Here is a 24,749-nt window from a genome sequence, read left to right as displayed (position 1 = left end):
ATATTGAAATTACAAGTTACTTTTTCTTCTTGTTTTTCTTTGCGCTGTTACTGGAAGTCGCTGGTTGTTCAGCAGGCCTTTTTCCCAGCGAAACAAGATTAGCAAAAAGTTTGTAGGCGCCCGGGACGCCTTCTGGCAACTCGCGGAAGAATGATAAACCGGTATAAACATAATAACCCTCGCCATATTTGGCGATAAGTAAACTTCCGTCCTTTGGCTTCTCACCCTTATCATTCATCGAAAGCAAGGTTTCAAAATTCTGATCCCATGTATCCGGGAAATACAAACCGCGCTCCTGTACCCATCCCTCAAAGTCGGCTGTGGAAATTTTATTCGGAAAGTTTAAAGCCGGATGATCAGGCTTGAGAATCCTCACTTCAGCATCTTCTTCAGCTACACGTTCACGAGATATTTTTAGCGGATATGGGGAATAGATTGAACCTAAATCAAAATTAGTATTGTATTGAACCACAAGTGTACCGCCATTCTTCACATAATTCAAAAGCTCAGGCATCAAAAACCGCAGACGCTCATTGGTGTTAAATGCCCGGACACCCAACACTACCGCATCCAGTTTCGCGAGGTTTGCCGCGGTGACTTCACCATTTTTAAACTCTGTTACTTCATACCCCATGTTGCGCAATGCCACTGGTATGTCATCACCTGCCCCCTTGATATAGCCAATAGTGTTCCCTTGGTGTTTAATGTCTACCCGTACAAGCCGGGCTTCTGCTTTAGGCAATAACGTCTGAACAGGAATGTGATCATACTGAATGGTCTGCAGTGCATAATCATAATCTTTGTTACCGATAGTCATAACGGCTCTGACCGTTCCGATCATTTCGCGGGAAGCAGGGTAAATAGTAAAGGATTGCGTTGACTCTTCGCCTTGTTTGCTTAATGATACAGAAACTGATGATGGTTCCGATCGCCAACCTTCAGGAAGTTGCAGCGATAAATCTCCCTTAATCAAATCAGTTGATGACTTTACCACCACATTGACCTGCCGGGGTGAGTTATCTTTAAAGATCAAAACCGGATCAGTCAAATTCACAAACACTGGCGGCACTATTTCAAATGGCCGATAAAGTTCACCTTTAACCGGATCTGTCCACTTGTACACAACCGGTACAGTGAACACAAGTTTTTCACCCTCGATGGCAACCTGAACATCAACCATTACAGCCGGATCATTTTCAGGTTTACCGATTAATGATTTATCACTTACCGTAAAGCGACCAAGTTCATGTGGTTCACGTAACCAATAGGGATCAGAATAAGATTTATCAGGGTGAATTGTTTTTCTTGATTTGAACAGAAGTGGTACATTATTCTTTAACGGTGTTGCAAAAGCAGAATCAAATTTTAAGTCAGTAGAGCTTAAACGCTGAACGACAACTTCAATTGGCGACCGATTGATGATTTCGTAATTCAATAGTACGTTTTGTCCAGGTGAAGCATAGTATGTTGCTGCCGCTACTTCAATAAAAAATCCACTACAATCTTTAATTAATTGTTCTACTTCGCGCAACTTCCTTTCTTTCCATACACCGGGCTCAACTTTATCAATCGCCTTCCGGATTTGCAGCAGCAACGGTATTGAACGGAAAGGTTTCTCCGCATCAAACTCACGGATAGCCCTTTCGACAAGTGGTTGAACAGCATTGCCGCCTTTCACCCGGCTCCATGATGTATTCACGCCATCAAAAATATCAGCGGTTGCCGCAGCACCTTTAGCCAACTCAAAGAATTCCTGCGCATCTCCCCTTCTGCCTGAAGCACCAAACCCCTGGCTTTTATGCTGACTGCGACTGGCGGCTGCGATCTCCGCATAGGAAGCACCCAGTAAAGCATTATATCCGCCCACGTTAAGTGTAGTTACACCCGGAGTGTTCTCATCAATCGTATTACTGAAAAACCTGCCGGTGTTCGTATACACACGTATCGGTTTCCAAACCGGAAGTGCAGTTAATTGATCGGGGTAAGCTGTAGTTAAGCCCGACAAATCAAAAGCTTCTTGCGCCAGCATAGCGGAAGCTGTATGATGGCCGTGCCCGGCACGCTCATCGGGTGGGAAACGCGTTATCACCACATCAGGTTGAAAGGCCCGGTAAACCCTGACTACATCAGAAAGTATTTCATCTTTTTTCCAAATCACCAGTGTTTCATCGGCAGACTTTGAGTATCCAAAGTCGTTTGCCCGGGTAAAGAATTGTTCACCGCCATCAATTTTTCGGGCAGTGATAAGTTCCTGTGTACGGATCAATCCCAATTGATCACGGATTTCCGGACCAATCAAATTCTGACCTCCGTCACCCCGTGTCATGGAAAGATAAGCGGTAGCAGCCATCCGCTCGCTCGCAAGCCACGCAATTACGCGTGTATTTTCATCATCGGGGTGAGCCGCAACATAAAGGGCTGAGCCCAAAAAGTTGAGTTTTTTTAAGGATAGCTTTAGCTGGGCCGCATTAGGTTGATGCGGTTGTGAAAAAAGTAGGGTTGGCAAAATAAAAAACAAAAACACCAGGCTTCTCATGCATTAAAATTTTGTGCTAATAAACGGATAAAAGTTGAGTTGATTGGAAGAATTACCGCCTGCTTACACGATTAGCCTTATAACCTTTTGAGCGGTGCCTGGCTCATAATCTTCCACGCTTTTGGCCATTCACGAAGTAATCCCCATTAGGGTCGATGGAAATGACAATACGGTTAACGTCCTTCTTATCGCTGGTAACAAAATATATGATATGCTCGTAACCCGACACCCGGTCCTTGGCATCATCGGTAAAGCCAACCTCTAATTTAAATTCCTTCCCCAATTCAATTTTCTTGTTGTTCATCATAATCCTTCCATCGCGCAGGATGCGCATACGCGTTTCACCGAGCTTAACCTCGTTAATTGTTACAAACAACGTAAGGAATGGAAGCTGGTCGTTGCTGGTACGTTTTTTATACTCCGCCATGGTTTCCGAAACATTAACCGTGGTGCTTGAACTTTGCGGGCGGACTTTGAATTTCATATCGAGGCGGATAGCAAACTCTGCATCGGGTTTATAAGGAACCGTATCCTCAAAGAAAACGCTCAGGGCTAATGCCAGGAAAAAGGGAAATTTCATAGGTGTAAAATAGAAAATAAACCTTAGAATTTCTACATCATGAACTGAACACTGGCATTTACATATTCATAGTTTCCGGTAGGGCCAAACCGATAACGATTCCCATTGAAATAGTGAAGCCCAAGTTTAAGCTTATCACGCATAATCAGGTAGTTCACACCGGCCTCCCACAGGTACTGACTTTGCGCTCGGGTATATGGATTTAAGTCCTGATTGCTAAAAGCGGCATCAACAATTTCATTGCTATACATAGTAACAATCTGCCATATCCTGCCATTATCGCGTAACCAATTCCATCCTGCCTTTAGGGTCAGCATACGATCGGTAGTAGGGATAAATTCATGGTTGGAAATATCCAGCCTGTTTTTTCGGTATAGCCAGTTATACTCGGCCAAAAAATCCAGTGGACCGTAATTCACTTGCATGTCGAAACCCATCACACTATTGTCAGAGAAAAGTTCAGTCTCCTTTTGATAAGTAGCATTGGCACCGAGGCTTATTCCTTTTCGCAAACCATAACCCGACTGTAAATAGGTTAGTGTGTAGTGGGTAGTAGCCCACCGATATTAAGGCCGGTTTCACGGCCAATGCCCCGGCCCACCATGTGGATGCGGGGCTGGAAACTCGCCCAAGATTTTTCCTGTGAAATGTTAAACGATGAACTGTAGATCGATTCCTTGCCTGCGCGTGGCCTGAAATACCCTGTGGTAATGTTCAATAATTTATGAAACTCATACGTGATGAAAATATCGCGTGGAAAAAAAGTAGAGTTGTCCTCTGCATTAGGCACGCCCGCAGCAGCGGAGATGCTGTCTTTTCCAACGCCATCATAGGCAAACGAAGCATTAAAAAAAACTTTCGGATGAATCCTTCCCGATGTTCCCAACCTGCCCCTGCGGATGAACATGTCATATCTTGGATTATTTTCAAGGCCTGCATAATCTAGCGTAACCACGTTCCACCATTGGATATACATATTTACATCCAGGTATCCACGGTTCGGAAGGTTAATTCTTGCTCGCCACTCGTCAAGCTTGTCCGGATTAACAAGCGTGTCGGTCTGTGCCCATAAATCTTGACCGAGGCCGATGTTGATCCCAACGGATGCGATAAATGCCCATGCAATTGATGACGTAAATTTTATAGCTTTACTATCCACAAATAACTGTATCAAAAGCGCAATATATCCGAAATACCGAAATGCGACAGGTTACCAAATTATTAACACGCACTCTGCTGCATGGGGCAAGTATATACGCTTTGCTCTTAATCTGCTCGTGCCAAACTACACTGTCCAGTTCACAAACTGCAAATGAAAGTGAAAGCAGCACTAGTGGTACGGTGGCCCCGGTTGGCTTTTCCGGTCGGTTGGAGTTACCACTCCTGGCGCACAGCGACAAGCTAATTGAACACACGGGTTTTACGTTGGTTTACAATACTCACCACAGAAATGCACAATGGGTTGCTTATGAGCTTACCCGGGAAAAAACCATAAAAGGAGTTGAACGAACCGACAAGTTCATTGCCGACCCCAAACTTTCAGAAGTTACTGCACTTGATAAAGACTATTACAAAAGCAGTTACGACCGCGGTCATCTTGCTCCTGCTGCCGATATGAGTTGGTCGGAAACAGCTATGAAAGAATCATTTTATTTCAGCAACATTAGCCCACAAGTACCTTCCTTTAACCGGGGCGTTTGGAAGCGGTTGGAAGATCAGGTGCGGTGGTGGGCAGCATCCGACTCGATCATTTATGTTGTTACAGGTCCCGTTTTACGCGATAACCTTCAAAGGATTGGGCCGAACCAGGTATCGGTACCGGAATTATTTTATAAAGTAATTTTGGTTTACAAACCTCATGAAAAAAAAGGTATTGGCTTTATTATGAAAAACGAGGGCTCATCTCTGCCGGTCAAAAATTTTGCGATCAGCATCGACAGTGTTCAGCGTGCTACCGGTATTAATTTCTTTCCATTATTGCCCGATGATGAAGCTAAAAATCTTGAACAATCCATTTGCAGAACATGTTGGAATTGGAAATAACTTTAAACCGATGAAAGTAATTTGCTATTCATTCTTCTTTATCCTGCTCATCATCAATTGTCAACCAAAAACGAACTTCGTTAACGATAACCTATATATGCGCGAACAACACAGGCCTCAATTCCATTTTAGCCCCATGGCTCATTGGATGAACGACCCCAACGGTATGGTTTACCACAACGGTGAATATCATTTGTTTTATCAATATTATCCCGATGGCAACGTTTGGGGCCCTATGCATTGGGGGCATGCCATTAGCACTGATCTTACCCGTTGGCAACATTTGGACATTGCCCTTTATCCGGATTCATTGGGCTACATTTTTTCCGGAAGTGCCGTGGTTGATCGCAACAATACCTCCGGTTTTGGCACCAAAGAAAATCCCCCGTTGGTAGCCATCTATACCTACCACCACCCCGATCAGGAAAAGGAAGGCCGAATGGATTACCAAACACAAGGCATTGCCTACAGCACTGACAATGGGAGAACGTGGAAAAAATACGACAGGAATCCGGTACTCAAAAATCCGGGGATTAAGGACTTTCGTGATCCCAAAGTTTTCTGGCATGAACCCACCGGGCAATGGATCATGATTTTGGCTGTATTGGATCATGTTCAACTCTTTCGGTCACCTGATTTAAAGCAATGGGAAAAAGTAAGCGAATTTGGGGTCGATCACGGAAGCCATGGTGGTGTATGGGAATGTCCCGACCTCTTTCCACTGGTTGTTAATGGTAAAGAGAAATGGGTAATGCTCGTAAGCCTGAACAATGGCGCGCCCAATGGTGGCAGTGGCACCCAGTATTTTATCGGATCATTCGATGGTAAGGTGTTCGTGAATGAAAACCAGAAGGAGAAAATATTGTGGATTGATTACGGTACAGACAACTACGCGGGCGTTACCTGGTCGGATGTTCCAAAGCGCGATGGCAGGCGCTTGTTCATTGGCTGGATGAGCAACTGGAATTACGCGAATGTTGTTCCTACCACAGTATGGCGTAGCGCCATGACTATACCGCGCGAACTTAAACTTGCGCAAACACCCGTGGGCACTCGCCTGGTATCCGTTCCTGTAGAAGAACTGAAGGGCTTACGCGGTAAGGAACAGCGTTGGGAGAATAAAGAAATTTCTGCCCCGCTGGATTTATCAAACGCTACTACCCAAACCGGGTTATATGAGGTTATTATTGATTTTAACCCGGGGATAAAACAAAGATTCTCCCTTGAATTGGCTAACGGAGCAGGCGAAAAACTACTGATTAGCTATGATAAAGAAAAAAACCTGCTTTCAATAGACCGTAACCAAGCCGGCAACCACTCCTTCTCGGAAAAATTTGGAGGCACACACACAGCACCCCGCGAAATGGAAGGAGCCATACAATCCCTTCAGCTTTTTGTGGACCACTCCTCGGTTGAACTGTTTATCGATAACGGACTTACGGTAATGACAGAACTGATGTTTCCATCTGAAATTTTTAACCGCCTTACTTTACATCCGGATACGAAAGACAGCCTTAACGTAAAAAGTATTTCACTTTATGAGATTAATCGTATTTGGCCATAGGGCTCAATAAATTCAAACTCCTGACCGAAATCACTTTAGGCGTTAAGTTTAACAGGCTACAACCTGCCAAAAGTCATTTCTAAATACTTTATGGAAAAGTAGCTTCCGAAAAATTCTCCCCATGGGCGAGCATAGGATTGCTATAGCCGAACAATCAGAGGAACGAAAGAAGTTTCTGCGCCACTTGCTGCACGATGTGCAGGCATTGGATAAAATGCTGGAGCAGGACATGCTGGAAAGCGGCATTTCACGGATTGGTGCCGAGCAGGAATTTTTTATCGTTAATAAACACCATAAGCCTTCACGAAACGGCCCTGAAATACTTACCCGGCTTAACGATCCGCATTTCACAACTGAACTGGCCCGGTATAATCTCGAGATTAATCTTGATCCCCTGGAACTTAAGGGAAAATGCTTTAGTCAAACCGAAAATACTTTGCGCACCATGCTGCAAAAGGCCGATGAGGCAGCCCACGCTTTTGATGACACAATAATACTTACCGGTATTCTGCCCTCCATTGATTTACGGGCTGTTGAATTGGATTATCTTACCCCTAACCCACGATACCATGCCCTTGGTGAAATTGTAAAACGGTTGCGCGGACAGGATTTTGAATTGAACATAAACGGGGTTGATGAGCTACTGCTTGCGCACACCAATATTTTATTTGAAGCCTGCAACACAAGTTTTCAGGCCCACTTACAGATTGACCCAGTAGAATTTGTTGACAAATACAATTGGGCGCAAGCCATTGCCGGTCCGGTGCTGGCTATAGCGACTAATTCCCCGCTCCTTTTTGGCCGCGAACTTTGGGCAGAAACCCGCATCACATTATTCCAGCAAAGCGTGGACATGCGCAGGCGACAAGCGCACCTGCGCGAGAAACAACAACGTGTTTCGTTTGGCAACCAATGGATTAAAAACGTTACGGAAGTTTACAAGGACGATATTTCACGCTATCCCCTCATTTTCATGTCGGACATTGAAAGGGATTCGCTGGAAGAATTAACTGCCGGCAGGTTACCGGCTTTAAAAGCGTTACGCATCCATAACGGAACCATTTGGAAATGGAACAGGCCATGCTTTGGCACAACAAACGGCAAAGCACATTTACGCATTGAAAACAGGTACTTACCCGCTGGTCCAACCGTGCCGGACGAAATTGCCAACATGGCCTTTTGGGTTGGTTTGATGAACGCCATGCCTCAAAAATTCAAAACCATCTGGAAAGAAATGGACTTTGAAGATGCCAAAGACAACTTTTACAAAGCTGCACGGTTTGGCATCCACACCAGTATGACGTGGGATAAAGCCATCTTTCCTGTTCAGAAACTAATTATCGAAATACTACTGCCATTGGCTAAACAGGGCCTCACAAAAGCCGGGATCTCAGATGAAGATATCAAACGATACTTGAACGTAATTGAGGAGCGAACGCTTTCAGGAAAAACCGGCAGCCGCTGGATGGTGAATGGTTTCCGAACATTAAAAAAAGAAATGGGGCGTGATGAAGCCATGGTTGCGTTAACAGCTGCATTATATCATCGAAGATTAACCAGCCTGCCCGTGCACCAATGGCCCGGCATAACGGATAATGACAGGCAACACGCCAACATCCAATACGATATTGTAGGCAATGTAATGACTACCGACTTGATCACTGCGCAATCCACCGACCCGATAGAATTAGTGCTTACGATAATGGAATGGAGGAACATAAGGCACATGCCGGTAGAAGATAACCACGGAGAAGTCATTGGTATACTAACCCGTAAACGAATAGAAAACTACCGGGCCGCTAATCCAACTGGTAATGAAGCAACCGCACACGATGTAATGATCAAAGACCCGGTTTGCATAGATGCTTCCTGCACGATTCTCTACGCCATGGAAATTATGATCCAGAAAAAAATCAGTTGCCTGCCGGTTATCCATAACCACCAACTGGTTGGGTTAATAACCGATTATGACATGACCAAGCTGCAGGAGAAATTGCATTCAAAGATTCACACGCCTTGAATTGCCGTTAACCAATTAATGGTTACTTTTGACAATAAACCATAAAACATGAAATCGAAAATCATTACACTTTTTTCATTGTGCCTGCTGGCCTCGGTCACTCTTTTTCTTGATTCTTGCAGTAAGGACAAGGATGCTTCCCCCATAGTTTTAGTGGTTGTTGAACGCAATTCAGGAAAACTGTTTATCGTGGATGCAACCACAGGTGCGAAAACCGAAGTAGCCACCATTACTTCACCAACCGGAGGCACGCTTACGAATATCCGGGGAATGATCTACCATTCACCCACAAATAAAATTTTTGCCTCAACAACAACATCCGGAGGTGGTATAATCTATGAAATAGATATTAACAGCCTGTCTGCCTCTATTATCAATTTAAATGCTGATGACCATTGGTATGGTGTTACCGACCTTGTTATGACCGCTGACAATAAAATCTTGGCAAGTTTATACTTCAAATCTTCTTCCTCAGTGGGCTATGGTCCCGGGCTGCTTACCTTAAATACAAATGGCACAATCAGCAACAGTGTGCGTTTCTCAAACGAGGACCTTCTGGGTGGTATGGGTTTAACCTATGGAAGCAATTCAAATGAACTTCTCATTTCCAACTCTGGATTGGAAATTTACAAATCAACATTATCAGGAACCACAACACTGGTGGATTCGCTTGTGCCGGATGGTTTTGATTCAGAAGATCCGTATGACTATTCCATTCAAAATATGGTTAAAGATTCGAAAGGCACTATTTACTCAACTGTTTATGGATACGAAGATGGCAACACATACCTGGCCAAGGTTGATCTTTCTGCCAAGAAACTCATCAAAATCGGAATGCTGGGCGAAGGTTCCTCTAATCGATACCATGGATTGATGTTAATACCAAAAAATAAGGTGTAACACATTTACAAAGGCTGGTTAACCAGCCTTTTTTTATAGACTTGACTTAAGGATTAGTAATGGTTCTAAAACATCCTATCAACCTCCATAAAGGCACCACAGCTTTTTTTGTCAGCGGTTTAATGCTCTATTATTCAAACTTCAACCAAGGTGCCTGGTTATACCTTTCACTCCATGGCAGTTATGGATTTTTGTGGCTCATGAAGAGCCGTATTTTTCCGGATAAACAGTGGGAACAAAATGTATCGGTTTGGTATGGGCTATTTGTCTTCCTGGTATTGGGCCTTTATTGGATTGCCCCTTGGGTACTGATCAGCAATTATTACGATCCACCACCGCACATACAGGCCTTCGCAGTGGCGTTAAATGTTTGCGGAACAATGCTTCACTTTAGCAGCGATGCACAAAAGTATTTCACGTTAAAGCTCAAACCCGGCTTAATAACAGGGGGTTTCTTCAGCCGATGTCGCAACACCAATTATGCCGGTGAACTAATGATCTACATTGGCTTCGCCCTGCTTTCAGGAAGTTGGATAGGCTTCATAGGTATTACGGCATTTTTTGTTGGCGCGTTTATTCCCAACATGATCAAAAAAGACAAATCACTGAGTCGCTATCCGGAATTTGCAGCCTATCAACAAAACACCGGACTTCTTTTCCCAAAATTTTGGTAAGCAAACATTTTTCTCATTATCCAGTTAGTTACCTATGCGCCTGCTGTTTTACCTGATTACCCTCGTTGCATTAGCAACATCGTGCAGTAAAAAAATACATTCATATCCGCCTTATGATTCCGGCAAAATTCCTGCAGCGCCTGATTATGCATCGCTTTCATTTTGGGCAGCGCATCCCGAAAAGGAAGATGAAGCTGACCGCTTGCCCGGCAAAAACAATTTCAGCAAAGATGATCCTCTTCCGGATGTCGATGTGTTTTTTGTTCACCCAACCATCTATACTCAAAAGCATAACCCCAACTGGCCTTGGCAAGGTGACGTATTTAATGCTGAATTGAATGAAAAAGTGGATAACTCCACCATCCGATACCAGGCAAGTGTTTTTAACGGAAGCACACACGTGTACGCACCACGTTACCGACAGGCTCATCTGGAAGTATTCACAATTGATAATACAACACTAAAAGACCAAGCGCTACAATTGGCCTATGAGGATGTGAAGAAAGCATTTGAATACTACCTGGCTAATTATAACCGAGGCAAACCATTTATACTGGCTTCACATAGCCAAGGCACCGTGCATGCTGCCAGGCTTGTTAAAGACTATATCGAAAACAAACCCCTGGCCGGCCAACTTGTTGCAGCTTACCTGGTGGGAATTGCTTTGAAGACTGATTTATTTGATACGCTCCAGCCATGCACCTCTGCAACACAAACAGGATGTTGGATGTCGTGGAATACCTATGAGCGAAACTACTATCCACCAAAGCATAAAGAAATATTTGCCCAAGCACTCAGCACCAATCCACTAACTTGGTCAATTGATACAACCTACGCTCCGGCTTCACTCAACCGTGCATCGGTATTACGAAACTTTAATAAGGTTTATACAAACCTATGCGATGCCCAAAACCACCAGGGATTATTATGGATTACCAAACCAAAATTTTTTGGCAGCATGTTATACCGCTCAAAACGCTATCACATTGCCGACTACAATTTATTTTACGGAAACATAAGAAGAAACCTGAGTGATAGGATTACCACATTCAAAACTATGCATCAGGGTCAATCACAAAAATAGCAAGCTTACTAAGTGAACGCTATTTTTCAGTTGGTGAATTGCTAATTTTAAGGATTATAAAGGATTATAAATCATTAATAATGGTATGAAAACAGCACTAATCACCGGAGGAAGCAAAGGCATAGGCTTAGGCATTGCAGAAGTGTTAATAGCTAATGGATGGCATGTGGCCATTACAGGTCGTAATAAACATTCTATCGATCAAGCAATCGGTAAACTCAATACGATAAAGAAAGATCGTGCCCTTGGTTTGATTGCCGATGTGCGTAAACTAAATGAACAACAAACAGCCGTTGAAACACTATTGGAAAACTGGGGGCAGTTGGATGTGCTGGTGGCCAATGCAGGCATCGGGCACTTTGGTTCCATTGAAGAATTGAGTGCGGAACAATGGCATGAAACCATTGACACCAACCTCACTGGGGTGTTTTACAGCATTAAAGCAAGTCTACCTGCTTTGAAAAAATCGAAGGGATACATTATCACCATGGCCAGTCTGGCCGGTACCAATTTTTTTGCGGGGGGCAGCGCCTATAATGCCAGCAAATTTGGTTTGGTGGGCTTTACTCAAGCTGTTATGATGGATGTTCGCGCACACGGTATTAAAGTCAGCACGATAATGCCCGGTTCAGTGGCAACATATTTTAATGATCATGTTCCTTCACCATCAGATGCCTGGAAAATTCAACCCGAAGACATCGGTCAATTAGTACTCGGCTTACTCACGATGAACCCTCGTACGTTACCCAGTAAAATTGAAGTTCGTCCGAGTATGCCTCCCGGCAAGTGATCCATTGTGTAACTTGTGTTACACATAACAAGCATGCTACGGTTACTTAAGTTACAGAGCCTCAATATTGTATGATTTAAATCACGCATCATACTGAGTGGCGTCATTTCCCTTCCTATTGGTTCAGGTTACTTTTAGGTAACCAATCAACAAGAACCATGAAAAAGATTTTGATACTCGGGGCCGGCACGGCAGGTACCATGATGGCCAACAAACTTTATCGCAACCTGAACAAAGAAGTTTGGGAAATTACCATTGTCGATAAAGATGAGAATCACTACTATCAGCCTGGGTTTCTTTTCATCCCGTTTGGCATTTACCAACCCAAAGATGTAATCAAATCCAAAAAAGATTTTCTACCTAAGGGTGTAAACTTCCTGATCAACGAAGTTGAAAAAATAAACGCGGAAGGCAATCAGGTATTTCTGCAGGACGGGACAATTCTTCCTTATGATGTTCTGGTTGTTGCCACCGGCACAACTCCGGTACCCGAAGAAACAGAAGGGCTAAAAAATAAACTATGGTATAAAGACATTTTTGATTTTTACACCTATGAAGGCAGCACCAAGCTGGCAAAGAAACTGGAAAACTGGGAAGGTGGAAACCTGGTGATTAACCTTGCCGAAACTATTATCAAATGTCCGGTGGCACCACTTGAGTTTACTTTCCTGGCCGATGCCTACTTCACTGAAAAAGGTATACGTGATAAGGTGAACATCTCTTATGTAACCCCACTGTCCGGTGCGTTTACGAAACCAAAAACTACAGCCTTGCTTAGCAAGCTCATGGAAGAAAAGAACATTACCGTAGTTCCTGACTTCTATTTACAACGTGTGGATATCGAACGCAAAGTGCTGGTCTCCTACGATGAACAGGAAGTTCCGTTTGATTTACTGATCTCCGTTCCTGTAAACAAGGGCGATCAGGCTATTCAAAACAGCAACATGGGCGATGAGGATGGCTTGAATTTTATACCTACCGACAAGCACACCTTACAACATAAAAAACATGAAAACATTTTTGTTATCGGTGATGCCACCAACCTGCCAACATCAAAGGCCGGATCAGTGGCACACTTCGAAGCTGAAATATTAACCGATAACATTTTAAGCTACATCAACGGGCAACCGCTGGAAGCCAAATTTGACGGTCACGCGAATTGTTTTATAGAAACCGGTTATGGTAAAGGAACGCTGATCGATTTCAACTACACTACAGAACCCTTGCCTGGAAAATTCCCCTTTGCCGGCATCGGCCCCATGAGTTTATTGAAAGTTAATCGTGCCAACCATTATGGAAAGCTGGCCTTTAAATGGGTGTACTGGCACATGTTGCTTACAGGTAAAAAACTTCCGGTAAGCACCAACATGTCCATGGCCGGTAAAATTGTAGAAGCATAAAAGAAACCTTAAAAATCAATTATATGGAAACCTTAACACTTGCAGGAACTTCAGTTGATGTGAATGCCGAAGGGTATCTCACCAACATGGATGAATGGACACCTGAACTCGCCCGCGAAATGGCGGCACAGGTAAATATCGAATTAACCGATAAGCACTTTGAAGTATTGAACTGGCTGCGCGCCAAACAAAAGGAGGGCGTACAACTTAGCATTAGAAAATTAGGAAATTCCGGTATTGTGGATATCAAGCAATTTTATGCCTTGTTCCCTGGCGGACCACTTAAAATTTCAAGTAAGCTTGCCGGTATACCTAAACCAGCCAGTTGCATTTAAAAATTTAAGCCTTCAAACTAAAAAAATTATGACAGACGTAATGGAAAAACCAGTAGCAAAACAAGTTGATGTTACGGTTAATAAGGATAAAGGAAAACTAAAAAAAGTATTAGTTATTTGTTCCAAAGGAAGACTTGAAGACGTGTATGCTGCGTTGGTCATGGCCAACGGAGCTTTGATGGAAGGAATAGAAGCCAAAATGTTTTTTACCTTCTTTGGTTTGGATGCGATCACCAAAAAGAAAGCTGATCATTTACATACGGCAACGGTGGGCAATCCGAATTTTATGCCCGAAATGCCAACCATCCTTGCAGGCTTGCCTGGCTTTGAGGCATTTGCATCCTACATGATGAAAAAAGAAATGGATAAACTGGACATGCCTCATGTTACCGAGTTTATTCAAATGATTGATGCCGGTGGCGGAGAAATTTATGCCTGCAAACTGGCAGCCGATATGTTCCATCTGAAACAAGAAGATTTTTTGGATGAAGTAAAAGGAATCATAACCGTGGGTGATATGTATGCCCTGGCCGAAGGCGAGGGAACACAGATCATCTTCATATGATTGGTTCTGTTGAGGTTGGCCGCCCTGAGAAATCGGGGCGGCTTTTTTAGTGACCTTATTTGATATGAACCACAGAATTTCCCGAATAGAATTATATTGCTTCTATGGAACGCAAACTTGTTCTGCAGGAAAATGATTTAACCATCTGGAAATACCATGGTATTCCTGAAGAAGGTATTGCGTTTTTTAACCATACTAACTGGGGAAGTGCAGGCACGGTATACGAGCGTAAAAATTCAAACGAATTAATACGACTATTAAAAGACCCTTACCTGTATGCCATTGAACAAAATAATGTCATTGTAGGGACAGCCGTATTTTGTCATACACAGCCGCTGGTGGCGGGTCAGCCCTACAATTGTTATATCATCCGGTACTTCGCTGCCGGTGCAGCCATACAGGGTAAAAAGATAATCAAGCACTTTGCCGGTAAAGTAATGGAGGTTGTGCGGGAAGACGAAACAGAAAAGACAATCTATGTTGGCTGTGTGGAGAAAGGAAACATCCGTTCGTATAAGGTGGTTGAAAATGCCGGCTATGAAAAATTAGGACTCTTACAGGTACAAGCGTTTAGCCGATTTTTTCCAAAAGAGCAAAAAGACATGGAGCAGATTAGTGCAACGGAAAAACAGCATGAAGTATTAACGCTACTCCAGCAACACTATAAAGATCACGCACTTTTTCATACAGATTACCTCTTTCTGAAAAACAACTATTTTGTTATCCGGGAAAACGATGAAATAGTTGCCGGTTGCCAATATCACCGGGTGCATTGGGCTATCAATCAGATGCCGGGTATCATGGGCAAAATTATCATGAATATTCTTCCGCGTTTACCCTTGATAAACAAACTATTTAATCCAAAGCGATTTGAATTCCTGGCCTTTGAAGGTTTGCATTTTAAGCCGGGTTATGAAAAAACATTACTTCGATTATTTGAAGGGTTACTTCACCGCGAAAAAATAAACTCCTCTCTTTTCTGGATGGCTGAAAACTGTCCGTATAGAAAATCAATTGTTGACTATGGTAAACTGGGATTGTTAAATTCATTTGTGAAAGATTCCGGAGTATACATTATGACATCCTACAAGCATTTGGATGAAAAGGAAATCGGTACCTTACAATCAAAACCATTATACGCCTCTGCATTTGACTACATCTAATCGAAAAACAATGAAAAAGATTTTTACTAAAAACGCCCCCGCTGCCATTGGACCCTACAGCCATGCTATACAATCCGGAAACCTGGTATTCTGCTCCGGTCAAACCCCGCTAAATCCGCAAACCATGATCATTGAAGGCGAAACGGTTACTGAACAAACTGAACTGGTCTTGTTAAATCTTGAAACTGTTTTAAAAGCCGCGGGATGCGACCGCTCACACATTATAAAAACATCGGTGTTCTTAAAAAACTTTGCCGATTTTGAAAAGATGAACAAAGCGCATGAAGCCTTCTTTGGTGCTCATAAACCAGCAAGAACTACGGTAGAGGTAAGCCGCCTGCCCAAAGACGCGTTGGTAGAGATTGAATGTGTAGCCGAGAAGAGTTAGATAGTTTTTCCCACTCTTTCCAACAAAGCCTTGGTGGCTCGTATTCCATCAGGTTCGGAAAGTTTACTTCCCTCGTATTCAATGCCAATGTAACCGGTGTAGCCGCTGGCCTTTACAATTCTTAGTATTCTGTCATAGTCAGTTTCTATACAATTACCGGCTTCATCAAAATCATAACTTTTCGCACTCACTCCTTTTGCAAAAGTCATCATTTCTTCAATCCCCTTATAACGATCATACCACTCCAGGCATGCTCCTCCCCATTCACTTCCGTCAGCTCGCTTCAAACAGAAATTACCAAAATCCGGAAGTGTACCACAATTGGGCATGCCTGTACCGGCAATTACCGTAGTGAGCCATTGCCCGTTTGACGAATAGCTTCCATGATTCTCGACAATCACGTTGATATCAAAATCGATGGCAAATTCAGACAATGATCGCAATCCATCGGTGGCTGCTACAGCCACTTCCGCCTCACTTCCCTGACCAAATGCATTCACGCGAATAGAATGGCAACCTAGAAAATTTGCAGCCTCTACCCATTTTTTATGATTGTCCACCGCTTCCTTTCGTTTGGCTTCATTCAGATCACCCAGGTAACCTTCACCATCGCACATGATGAGCAGGCTGGTTACACCATTGTCGTCACAACGTTGTTTTAACTCTGCAAGATAAGTCTGGTCCTTCACCTTGTCTTTAAAAAACTGATTGACATACTCTACAGCTGAAATACCGTAGTCCTTTTTCGCCACAACAGGAAAATCTAGGTTAGTCAGTTCATTCGCAAAAAGTGCTTTATGCAGCGACCATTCTGCCAAGGATATTTTAAAAAACATGTCGGTTGAATTTTCTTTTGATTTTGGTGAACAGGATGTGGCTAAAGCAGGAACCATGGTAACGCCCAAAGTGGCCATACCCAAATGACGAATAAACAGTCTGCGGTTAGTTTCGTTTTTCATAGCTCAAATCGTTTATAGTAAACTCGTATTGGTTACACCCTACTTAAGTGGCGAAAATGGAAGCGTTTTAAAATATTTTGATTCTATCCGCTCTACAATAGGTCCGCTAACTTCGGATGCATCACGCACCCTTTTCCAATCCGGATCATCGCGAAATTTATCAAAGGAATTCTTTGCCTCTTCAACACCTTTATGGGCCAGCAGATACACCAGTTTGGGTTGAGCATTGTCAGGTTCAACGGTATACCAGTAAACTACATTGGTCATACCGTGGCGCTCAAATAATGCACGGGTATGATCACGAAAACGGGCGTTAATCGCATCCACTCTTCCCGGATGAAGGAAGTAAGTTCGCAACTCAAAGATGCGCTCTTCTGAGGGCAGCTTAGCAATACCCGAACTTAACTCTGGTGCCAGCGTCATAAATGTTTGATCAATCTTAGTCAACAGCGGTCCGTTAGCTTCCGATTGCTTAAACACAGCTTTCCATTCCGGATCATTGGCAAAGGTATTCCATAACCTATCCCGCGATTCGCGGTTGGGATACGCGAGTATAAAAGTTAATGTATTATTACTTTCATCTACCGGCAAAAAGTAAGCAATGTTTTCGATGCCGCTTTTCTCAAACAATTTCACGGTATGATCCTGAAAGCGTTTTATTAAATCGGGGCGCTTCCCTTCATGACAATGATAGGTGCGCATTTCAAAATATCGGGAATCCGTTTTTTGCGCTAATGCCGGATAAGCGATTCCTCCGATAAGTATTACCAGAAGCCATCTCAAAAATAAAGAGTACGTCATTGCGAGGGAGGAACGACCCCCGCCTGCCGGACGGGCAGGGAAGCAATCCCGTTCTCTATGTTGAAATTGGGATTGCTTCTCCGCCTGTGGCGGATCGCATGACGGTTGTATTTTTGAGCTGGCTTCTATTATAAATAAATTTATCATAACACGTTTAGGAGAAATGAACATTCTGAAAGTTAAAATATTTTCAGTTTTTAAACTTTATAAATCGTTCTTAAATATACATAATTGAGGTAATAAACAGGTGACAGGAAATTCACTCAACAGAAAGAATAGAGAATGTTTTACCCTGAAAAGAGACTTCCTCTCCTACATCTTTACCCATCAGCGCTTTGGCTATTGGTGCATCTGCAGAGATGCAGAAATATTTTTCACGGTCAACTTCGATAAGCCCAAGGCTTACGCTAATAAAGTATTTGCCATGGGTTGTTGTTACCAATCCTCCTGGCACTATCTTATCAGCGCCAATAATATCCTTTAAACTTAATAATTTGTCCTTTAGCCTTTCTGCTTCCGCTAATTGACCAGTCAATCGTTCAATTTCCAGTTGAGCCATAGCTCTTCCGGTTTCATACTTATCACCCGAACTGCTTTTGGTTTCCTGATTGGCAGAAGCCTGAACAAGTTTTAGCTCATCTTTAATCTGCCTAATACGGTTTTCAGCGAGTTGACTACAGCTTTCTATCAACTTTTGTTTTACCAGCATTTTATTACACGACTATATAGTTACTTTGAACAAGTTAAGATATTGCATATCTTGTTCAAACCTAAACCAATACCCTATGTACGAGATCATTACTAACCGGCACACCTTCAGGTTGTGCCATACCTTCATTTTATTGCTGATAGTATCAGCCTTTCAAACATCCGGAAATTCGCTGGATGTGTTTCAGAATACAAAAACTATTACCGGTAGCATTATCGATTCAGAATCGGGTGATGCCATTGCGGGGGCAACCGTAATAATACTGGGCACCCGCCAAGGCACCACTTCGGATGCTTCCGGCAGATTTAGTCTTCAGGCTTCCGTTGGCGATGTGCTGGAGATAAGCTTTGTTGGTTACGTTACCCAATCGGTTGAAGTAACTTCACTAAATTCTTACACAATAACACTCAGTCCGCTTTCACAGCAATTATCAGAAGTAGTTATTGTAGGTAGCCGCAACCAGAACAGAACGGTTATAGAATCTCCAGTTCCGATTGATGTAATTGATGCTGCAAGCCTGGCGAATACCATGGGTAAAGTGGAAATCAATCAGATACTACAGTATGCTGCACCGTCTTTCAATGCTACCAAACAATCGGGCTCTGATGGTGCTGATCATATTGACCCGGCATCACTGCGTGGACTTGGCCCTGATCAAACACTGGTACTTGTTAACGGAAAGCGCAGACATCAGTCTTCTCTTGTAAATATTTTTGGAACCCGTGGCCGCGGAAACTCTGGTACTGATTTGAATGCTATCCCGGCATCTGCCATCAAGCGTATCGAAATACTTCGTGACGGTGCTTCGGCCCAATATGGATCAGATGCTATTGCTGGCGTAATCAATATTGTTTTAAAGGATAACCATGATGAAGTCTCCGGAGGACTCACCTATGGTGCATACAGCACGGCCATTGGCGAGGGCTGGGAAGACGAAACAGGTGAAACGCTTTGGAACGTTGAAGGCAAAAACAGGCTTGACGGTAAAGACCGTAAGTTTGATGGTAATACCTTGAGATTTGATTTGAACTATGGTGTCGCCCTTGGCGAAAAAGGAGGTTATGCCAATTTCACAACTGAATACATGACGCGTGAACGTACACTTCGCCCAGGTTTTTCATGGCGTAAAGGATATGGAACAGCAGCCATAGATGGGTTTAATTTCATGATCAACTCAGCTATACCCATCAGCAGTACCACAGAATTCTATTTCTCCGGTGGCTCAAACTTGAGAAAAACCGATGCCTATGCATTTTCACGTGAAAGTTTTGCCGATGGAGATAATCGTTCGGTACCAAGCCTATACCCCAATGGATTTACACCTCACATAACTTCCGACATTCGGGATATTGCTGCTTCCGCTGGCATACGGCATACCATGGACAATGGATGGAAGACCGATTTCAGCAATACATTCGGAAGTAACAATTTCCACTACTACATAAAAGGCACCAACAATGCCTCGTTGGGTGCGGCTTCGCCAACTGATTTTGATGCCGGTGGACATAGTTTATCCATGAATGTTACCAACCTTGACCTCAGCAAATATTATAAAAATGTTGCGGCTGGTTTTAACCTCGCATTTGGTATGGAATTCCGGGCTGAGCGCTTCACTATTTTTGCAGGTGAAGAGGGTTCTTACGCCATTTATGACGAGAACGGAGTAGCCATTACAAATCCAGCAATACAAGTACCAGCCCAGGATCCAAATGGTGATGATTTGCCAGGAGGTGCACAAGGATTTCCCGGATACAGTCCATCCAATGTGGTGGACAGAGGGCGTACAAATTTTGGTCTCTATGCTGACGCAGAATTAAATATAACTGAAGACATTCTGCTCAGCGGTGCACTTCGCTTTGAGAACTACAGCGATTTTGGTCAAACACTTAACTTCAAAGTTGCCTCACGCTATAATATTGGTGAAAAATTTTCTATTCGCGCATCTGTTTCCAGCGGCTTTCGTGCTCCTTCACTGGCACAGATTCATTACAATCTGATTTTCAATAATATTGTTGCTGGTGTCTCGGTGCCATCCCTTCTATCAGCCAATACAAGCACTGTAACAAAAGCATTCGGTATTGGTCCGTTGCAAGAAGAAACCGCGTTTAACAGTAGTGTAGGTTTTACATTCAAAACCGGAGGCTTCACAGCCACAGTTGACGCATATTCAATTAGTGTAGACAACAGAATTATACTGACTGATAACTTTGATGCTTCCGGACTGGGGTTAGGTGTTGATGCTGCACAGTTTTTTGCAAATGGCGTGGATACAAAGACAATGGGTGTAGATATTGTGCTGGCGTACCAACTGCAACTTTCTCAGAACCGTAAATTAACAGCAGGGCTTTCTGGCAATTTCAACTCCCTGGACATTAAAAAGGTCAACAACGGAACCCTCAACCCCTATACTTTTTTCGGCCCCTTTTCGCAAGCCTACTTAAAGGCAGCGGCACCCGACTATAAGTTTGGCGCACAAGTTGGTTATACGGCCGGAAAATTATCAGCTAATCTTTTCCTTACTCACTTCAGCCAGGTAATACTTCAGGATTTTCAATGGGTTGACTCACCTCCTACCAACGAAGCCGAAGCAGATGCTTTACTGGCAGTTGCAACTGATACCTATGATGCCGCTACAACAGTTGACATAAGTGTTTCTTATCAGATTACTCCAAAATTGAATTTTACCATTGGAGCAAATAATCTTCTAAATAAATACCCCACTCCACAATTCGATGCCTGGACCGATCAGGGAGGATTGATGGATTCGGTACAAATGGGTTCAGATGGCGCTTACTATTTTGTCAGAGTCGGATTTAGATTTTAAACTTTTTAATCCTTAACGAAATGCCGTTCGGTTCATTACAAAGACTGAACGGCATTTCATTTTTTGATATGCGAAAAGAACTGGCTACCCAGGAAGGTGAGCGAAAAAGATTCAGGGCGGTGTTTAGTCGCCTGGGAAAAAAAACGAATTTCAAAGGCTATAGTGAGGAAACCATATTATTAAGTAATGTAGTTGATGCTGGTACGAATAAACTTGTTACGGATCATGTGTGGTTTAGCTATTCCAAAGCATTTGAAAAAATTGATCTCACAAAAGGGTGTATGCTGGAATTTGATGCCCGGGTAAAGGCCTACAAAAAAGGTTATGTAAACACCCGTTACCGAATGAATAACCGATCGTTGGATTTTAAACTTAGTCACCCTACAAAAATCAGAAGAATTGAAGTGTGATTTCTATTACTGATTAAGACTCGACTTCTCCGGATGACGGGCGGTAAACTTTCGATAGAAATTCTGAATTTCCAGAAGATCCTTTTGATAGTCGCCTGTGGGGTAAAACAAGTCGCCAAAGCCAGCAACCTTTTTTCCATAATCGAGATATCCCATCGCAATAGGTACACCAGCACCAACAGCTGTGTGGTAAAATCCTGATTTCCATTCTTTCACATAACTGCGCGTACCTTCCACAGCAATCATCAAAATAAGCTCTTCATGCTGGTGAAATTTATGCACCAGTGCATCCACCAAATTATTGTGTTTTGAGCGATCTACCGGCATGCCTCCGGTAGCATGCATGAGTATACCAAGTGGAAACTTAAAAAGACTGTCTTTAGCCAGAAAGCGAACCTTTACCCCGCTGGCGTACAGGGTAGCCAGCGCAATCGGGTAATCCCAGTTGCTGGTGTGGGGCGCAGCAACCAATACACATTTTTTAACTGAAGGATCAAGTGTACTGCCGGTTCTCCAGCCTATCAACTTCAAATAAAACCTGCAAAGCCATTTCATAGCCTAAAATTATACTACAAGGTGTAACATTTTCACCTTTTACAGAAACAGATTAGCTTTTGTTCATGTACATTTAACTTCTTCAAATTATATAGTATAACCAAGATTAACACCTCACCAATTCCCCTCTCCTTCAGGAGAGGGGTGTCCGAGGAACGAGGACGGGGTGAGGTTTTTATTTGGAAATCAAGCGGACATTCAAGATTAGCTCTCCAGGCTTACCTGATTTAAATCATAAACGGCTCTGTATTTAAGATGTACTTTTGTGCAATTATCAATCAAATAAGCATCATGTCCGAAAAGAAAGAACCTGTTAAGGAAAGTTTACCTGCGCAAGTCACTACACTCGAAGAACTTATTACCTACCAACCGGATGCTGTTGTAAGTAAAACTATTATTAAGAAGTCAACCGGTACAGTAACTTTATTTGCGTTTGATAAGGGGCAAGGATTAAGTGAACACACAGCACCCTTTGAAGCGTTGGTTTACCTGGTAGATGGTGAAGCAGAAATTTCCGTTGCAGGTAAGCCCAATGTAGTCATGAAAGGCGAAATGATAATTTTACCAGCTAATGTTCCGCATGCGCTTCATGCTTTGCAGCCTTTTAAAATGCTGCTGACGATGATTAAGTCCTCATAGATGCCGTACTTCAGGAGTTACTCAAACTCCATGTTATCCGTATACTGCATGCGAAGATTCACAAACATCAAGGTCAGTTTGGAAGTGGTAGAAATCTCGATTTAACTGAAAGTAAAATAAGAAATTTGTTATGTTACTTTCGATCGATAAAGTAAAATAACGAAAAAAGTATGTTACTTTAGTAGGATGATTGAACTGGAGCAATTTAAGGCTGGCCAATACGAGAAAAGCCCTACTGGGTACACATATTTCGTTCCCAATCGGGTAAACGATGCCTGGATATGGAACAACCCCCAGATTAACAGCTTGTTGGAAAAGGCTGCTCTAAAGCTGGGCGAATTGAATTCGTATGCACGCCTGGTACCAAACATCGATCTTTTCATTCAACTGCACGTAACCAAGGAAGCGGTAATCTCCAGTCGCATTGAAGGCACGCAAACCCGCATCGATGAAGCCTTATTAAGTGAAGCGGATATCGCCCCTGAAAGACGTGATGATTGGAAGGAAGTGCAGAACTACATCAAAGCGTTGAACAAAGCCATCAAAGAATTAGAAACACTGCCCATTTCATCACGACTAATCCGTAATACACACAAAATATTATTGGGTAGTGTGCGCGGTGAACATAAACAACCGGGTGAATACCGCAACAGCCAGAACTGGATTGGCGGCACCAGCCCTGCTGATGCAAAGTTTGTCCCCCCCCATCATCAATACGTTGATGAACTGATGGGCGATTTAGAAAATTTCATTCACAATGAAGAAGCTAACGTGCCTTCACTCATACGCATTGCTATTGCACACTACCAGTTCGAAACCATTCACCCATTTCTGGATGGTAACGGAAGAATTGGCCGCCTGTTGATTACTTTATTCCTGGTTGATCAGGGAATACTATCCAAGCCACTGCTCTATCTCTCAACGTATTTCGAAAAAAACAAAGGCTTGTATTACGATAACCTCACTTTCGTACGCACGAAGCACGACATGATCCAATGGATAAAATACTTTCTGCTAGGGGTAGAAGAGACTGCACATCAAACTACTCAAACATTACAAAAGGTTTTAATCCTAAAAGAGAAAACAGAAATTAAGATTAACATCAACTTTGGCCGCAAGAGCAACAACGCCATCATATTACTCAATCATTTATTTAAGCATCCTATTGTTGATGTGCGTGAGGTGCAAAAGGTCACCAAGGTTAGTTATAAGGCAGCCAATGATTTAGTGAACGATTTCACAGAGGCTAAGATACTAAAGGAAACTACGGGCCAAAATCGAAACCGTTTGTTCTCATTTGATAAATACCTGGAGTTATTTATTAAAAATAGAGGCTAACTGGCCTGCATTATAGATGACGAAGTAGAAATTTCCATTGCGGGTAAGCCCAATGTAGTCATGAAAGGCGAAATGATAATTTTACCAGCTAATGTTCCGCATGCGCTTCATGCTTTGCAACCTTTTAAAATGCTGTTGACGATGATTAAATCCTGATGGGTTACCGTACCTGAAGATGAGTTTATTCAAACTCCATATCGTCCGTGTACTGCATGCGAATGCGCATATACTCCTTCTCTAACCGATCCCATAAACCATTCTCCCACGTATAGCCACTGATTTTTATGGCTTCCTTGCTGGCCGCCTTACCGGTTACCGGAGGGGTCATGCAACTTACATTCATACCCGCCTGCTGCATACCATAGGTTTTATTGGTAAACGCATTTTCATTGGATATCTGCCCGCAGACTTCAAAGGTTCGTTTAGTATCATCACGAATAACCAGCCAGTATTTAGAAAACATAGGTATTCA

The 24,749-nt window shown here is 43.0% G+C and carries 25 protein-coding genes; 16 read left to right on the top strand and 9 right to left on the bottom strand.

Annotated elements, in window-relative coordinates; genetic code table 11:
- Positions 1 to 16: 16 nt before the first annotated feature.
- The 4 genes from KIT51_09725 to KIT51_09710 all read right to left on the bottom strand — a co-directional run bounded on the left by KIT51_09725 (position 17) and on the right by KIT51_09710 (position 4,275).
- Positions 17 to 2,536 (bottom strand): PIG-L family deacetylase, encoded by a 2,520-nt coding sequence (locus KIT51_09725; protein ID UYN85177.1) that lies wholly within the window; start codon positions 2,534 to 2,536, stop codon positions 17 to 19.
- Positions 2,537 to 2,639: 103 nt separating this feature from the next.
- Complete coding sequence (locus KIT51_09720; GenBank protein ID UYN85176.1) at positions 2,640 to 3,116, bottom strand: hypothetical protein; 477 nt, start codon at positions 3,114 to 3,116, stop codon at positions 2,640 to 2,642.
- A gap of 32 nt (positions 3,117 to 3,148) precedes the next feature.
- A complete protein-coding gene (locus KIT51_09715; GenBank protein ID UYN85175.1) occupies positions 3,149 to 3,628 on the bottom strand; it encodes a hypothetical protein in 480 nt (159 codons plus the stop codon).
- A gap of 23 nt (positions 3,629 to 3,651) precedes the next feature.
- Positions 3,652 to 4,275 carry a hypothetical protein gene (locus KIT51_09710; GenBank protein UYN85174.1) on the bottom strand — a complete coding sequence of 208 codons (624 nt, stop codon included), beginning with the start codon at positions 4,273 to 4,275 and terminating at the stop codon, positions 3,652 to 3,654.
- 41 nt (positions 4,276 to 4,316) lie between these two features.
- Between KIT51_09710 and KIT51_09705 the strand changes: the two genes are divergently transcribed.
- From KIT51_09705 to KIT51_09650, 12 genes are all read left to right on the top strand, one after another.
- Positions 4,317 to 5,159 carry a DNA/RNA non-specific endonuclease gene (locus KIT51_09705; protein ID UYN85173.1) on the top strand — a complete coding sequence of 281 codons (843 nt, stop codon included), beginning with the start codon at positions 4,317 to 4,319 and terminating at the stop codon, positions 5,157 to 5,159.
- Positions 5,160 to 5,169: 10 nt separating this feature from the next.
- The gene (locus KIT51_09700) at positions 5,170 to 6,723 is read left to right on the top strand and encodes a glycoside hydrolase family 32 protein (GenBank protein UYN85172.1); all 1,554 of its coding nucleotides are present in this window, start codon (positions 5,170 to 5,172) and stop codon (positions 6,721 to 6,723) included.
- Positions 6,724 to 6,844: 121 nt separating this feature from the next.
- The gene (locus KIT51_09695; protein UYN85171.1) at positions 6,845 to 8,743 is read left to right on the top strand and encodes a CBS domain-containing protein; all 1,899 of its coding nucleotides are present in this window, start codon (positions 6,845 to 6,847) and stop codon (positions 8,741 to 8,743) included.
- A gap of 48 nt (positions 8,744 to 8,791) precedes the next feature.
- A complete protein-coding gene (locus tag KIT51_09690) occupies positions 8,792 to 9,643 on the top strand; it encodes a hypothetical protein (GenBank protein ID UYN85170.1) in 852 nt (283 codons plus the stop codon).
- A 59-nt stretch (positions 9,644 to 9,702) separates the two neighbouring features.
- Positions 9,703 to 10,317, top strand: coding sequence for a DUF1295 domain-containing protein (locus KIT51_09685; protein UYN85169.1), 615 nt, complete (start codon positions 9,703 to 9,705; stop codon positions 10,315 to 10,317).
- A 34-nt stretch (positions 10,318 to 10,351) separates the two neighbouring features.
- The gene (locus KIT51_09680) at positions 10,352 to 11,401 is read left to right on the top strand and encodes a DUF3089 domain-containing protein (GenBank protein UYN85168.1); all 1,050 of its coding nucleotides are present in this window, start codon (positions 10,352 to 10,354) and stop codon (positions 11,399 to 11,401) included.
- An 85-nt stretch (positions 11,402 to 11,486) separates the two neighbouring features.
- Positions 11,487 to 12,191: an SDR family oxidoreductase gene (locus KIT51_09675; GenBank protein UYN85167.1), complete on the top strand. Its 705-nt coding sequence runs from the start codon at positions 11,487 to 11,489 to the stop codon at positions 12,189 to 12,191.
- A gap of 158 nt (positions 12,192 to 12,349) precedes the next feature.
- Complete coding sequence (locus tag KIT51_09670; protein UYN85166.1) at positions 12,350 to 13,591, top strand: NAD(P)/FAD-dependent oxidoreductase; 1,242 nt, start codon at positions 12,350 to 12,352, stop codon at positions 13,589 to 13,591.
- A gap of 23 nt (positions 13,592 to 13,614) precedes the next feature.
- Positions 13,615 to 13,926 (top strand): TusE/DsrC/DsvC family sulfur relay protein, encoded by a 312-nt coding sequence (locus KIT51_09665; protein UYN85165.1) that lies wholly within the window; start codon positions 13,615 to 13,617, stop codon positions 13,924 to 13,926.
- 28 nt (positions 13,927 to 13,954) lie between these two features.
- Positions 13,955 to 14,491 (top strand): DsrE/DsrF/DrsH-like family protein, encoded by a 537-nt coding sequence (locus KIT51_09660; protein ID UYN85164.1) that lies wholly within the window; start codon positions 13,955 to 13,957, stop codon positions 14,489 to 14,491.
- Between the two features lie 104 nt (positions 14,492 to 14,595).
- Positions 14,596 to 15,654 (top strand): GNAT family N-acetyltransferase, encoded by a 1,059-nt coding sequence (locus tag KIT51_09655; protein UYN85163.1) that lies wholly within the window; start codon positions 14,596 to 14,598, stop codon positions 15,652 to 15,654.
- Positions 15,655 to 15,664: 10 nt separating this feature from the next.
- A complete protein-coding gene (locus KIT51_09650; protein ID UYN85162.1) occupies positions 15,665 to 16,042 on the top strand; it encodes a RidA family protein in 378 nt (125 codons plus the stop codon).
- On the opposite strand, the gene KIT51_09645 is transcribed toward KIT51_09650, so the two are convergent.
- From KIT51_09645 to KIT51_09635, 3 genes are all read right to left on the bottom strand, one after another.
- A complete protein-coding gene (locus KIT51_09645) occupies positions 16,039 to 17,001 on the bottom strand; it encodes a sugar phosphate isomerase/epimerase (GenBank protein UYN85161.1) in 963 nt (320 codons plus the stop codon). The genes KIT51_09650 and KIT51_09645 overlap by 4 nt on opposite strands.
- A 39-nt stretch (positions 17,002 to 17,040) precedes the next feature.
- A complete protein-coding gene (locus tag KIT51_09640) occupies positions 17,041 to 17,802 on the bottom strand; it encodes an NIPSNAP family protein (protein ID UYN88551.1) in 762 nt (253 codons plus the stop codon).
- Positions 17,803 to 18,061: 259 nt separating this feature from the next.
- Entirely contained in the window at positions 18,062 to 18,511 is a 450-nt protein-coding gene (locus KIT51_09635) for a GreA/GreB family elongation factor (protein UYN85160.1), read from the bottom strand.
- A 76-nt stretch (positions 18,512 to 18,587) separates the two neighbouring features.
- Between KIT51_09635 and KIT51_09630 the strand changes: the two genes are divergently transcribed.
- Together KIT51_09630 and KIT51_09625 are read left to right on the top strand one after the other, a co-directional pair.
- Entirely contained in the window at positions 18,588 to 21,335 is a 2,748-nt protein-coding gene (locus tag KIT51_09630; GenBank protein UYN85159.1) for a TonB-dependent receptor, read from the top strand.
- A gap of 20 nt (positions 21,336 to 21,355) precedes the next feature.
- A complete protein-coding gene (locus tag KIT51_09625) occupies positions 21,356 to 21,745 on the top strand; it encodes a hypothetical protein (GenBank protein ID UYN85158.1) in 390 nt (129 codons plus the stop codon).
- 6 nt (positions 21,746 to 21,751) lie between these two features.
- On the opposite strand, the gene KIT51_09620 is transcribed toward KIT51_09625, so the two are convergent.
- Positions 21,752 to 22,300, bottom strand: coding sequence for a lysophospholipid acyltransferase family protein (locus KIT51_09620; protein ID UYN85157.1), 549 nt, complete (start codon positions 22,298 to 22,300; stop codon positions 21,752 to 21,754).
- A 291-nt stretch (positions 22,301 to 22,591) separates the two neighbouring features.
- On the opposite strand from KIT51_09620, the gene KIT51_09615 reads away from it, so the two are divergent.
- Both KIT51_09615 and KIT51_09610 read left to right on the top strand, forming a co-directional pair.
- The gene (locus tag KIT51_09615) at positions 22,592 to 22,939 is read left to right on the top strand and encodes a cupin domain-containing protein (protein UYN85156.1); all 348 of its coding nucleotides are present in this window, start codon (positions 22,592 to 22,594) and stop codon (positions 22,937 to 22,939) included.
- Between the two features lie 186 nt (positions 22,940 to 23,125).
- Positions 23,126 to 24,277, top strand: coding sequence for a Fic family protein (locus KIT51_09610; protein ID UYN85155.1), 1,152 nt, complete (start codon positions 23,126 to 23,128; stop codon positions 24,275 to 24,277).
- A 181-nt stretch (positions 24,278 to 24,458) separates the two neighbouring features.
- Here the strand turns inward: KIT51_09610 and KIT51_09605 are convergent, their stop codons facing one another.
- Positions 24,459 to 24,740, bottom strand: a complete 282-nt coding sequence (locus KIT51_09605; protein UYN85154.1) for a hypothetical protein — start codon at positions 24,738 to 24,740, stop codon at positions 24,459 to 24,461.
- Positions 24,741 to 24,749 lie beyond the last annotated feature (9 nt).

It is taken from the genome of Cyclobacteriaceae bacterium (assembly GCA_025808415.1).
Lineage (GTDB): Bacteria > Bacteroidota > Bacteroidia > Cytophagales > Cyclobacteriaceae > UBA2336.
This window is presented reverse-complemented; position numbering and strand designations above follow the sequence as displayed.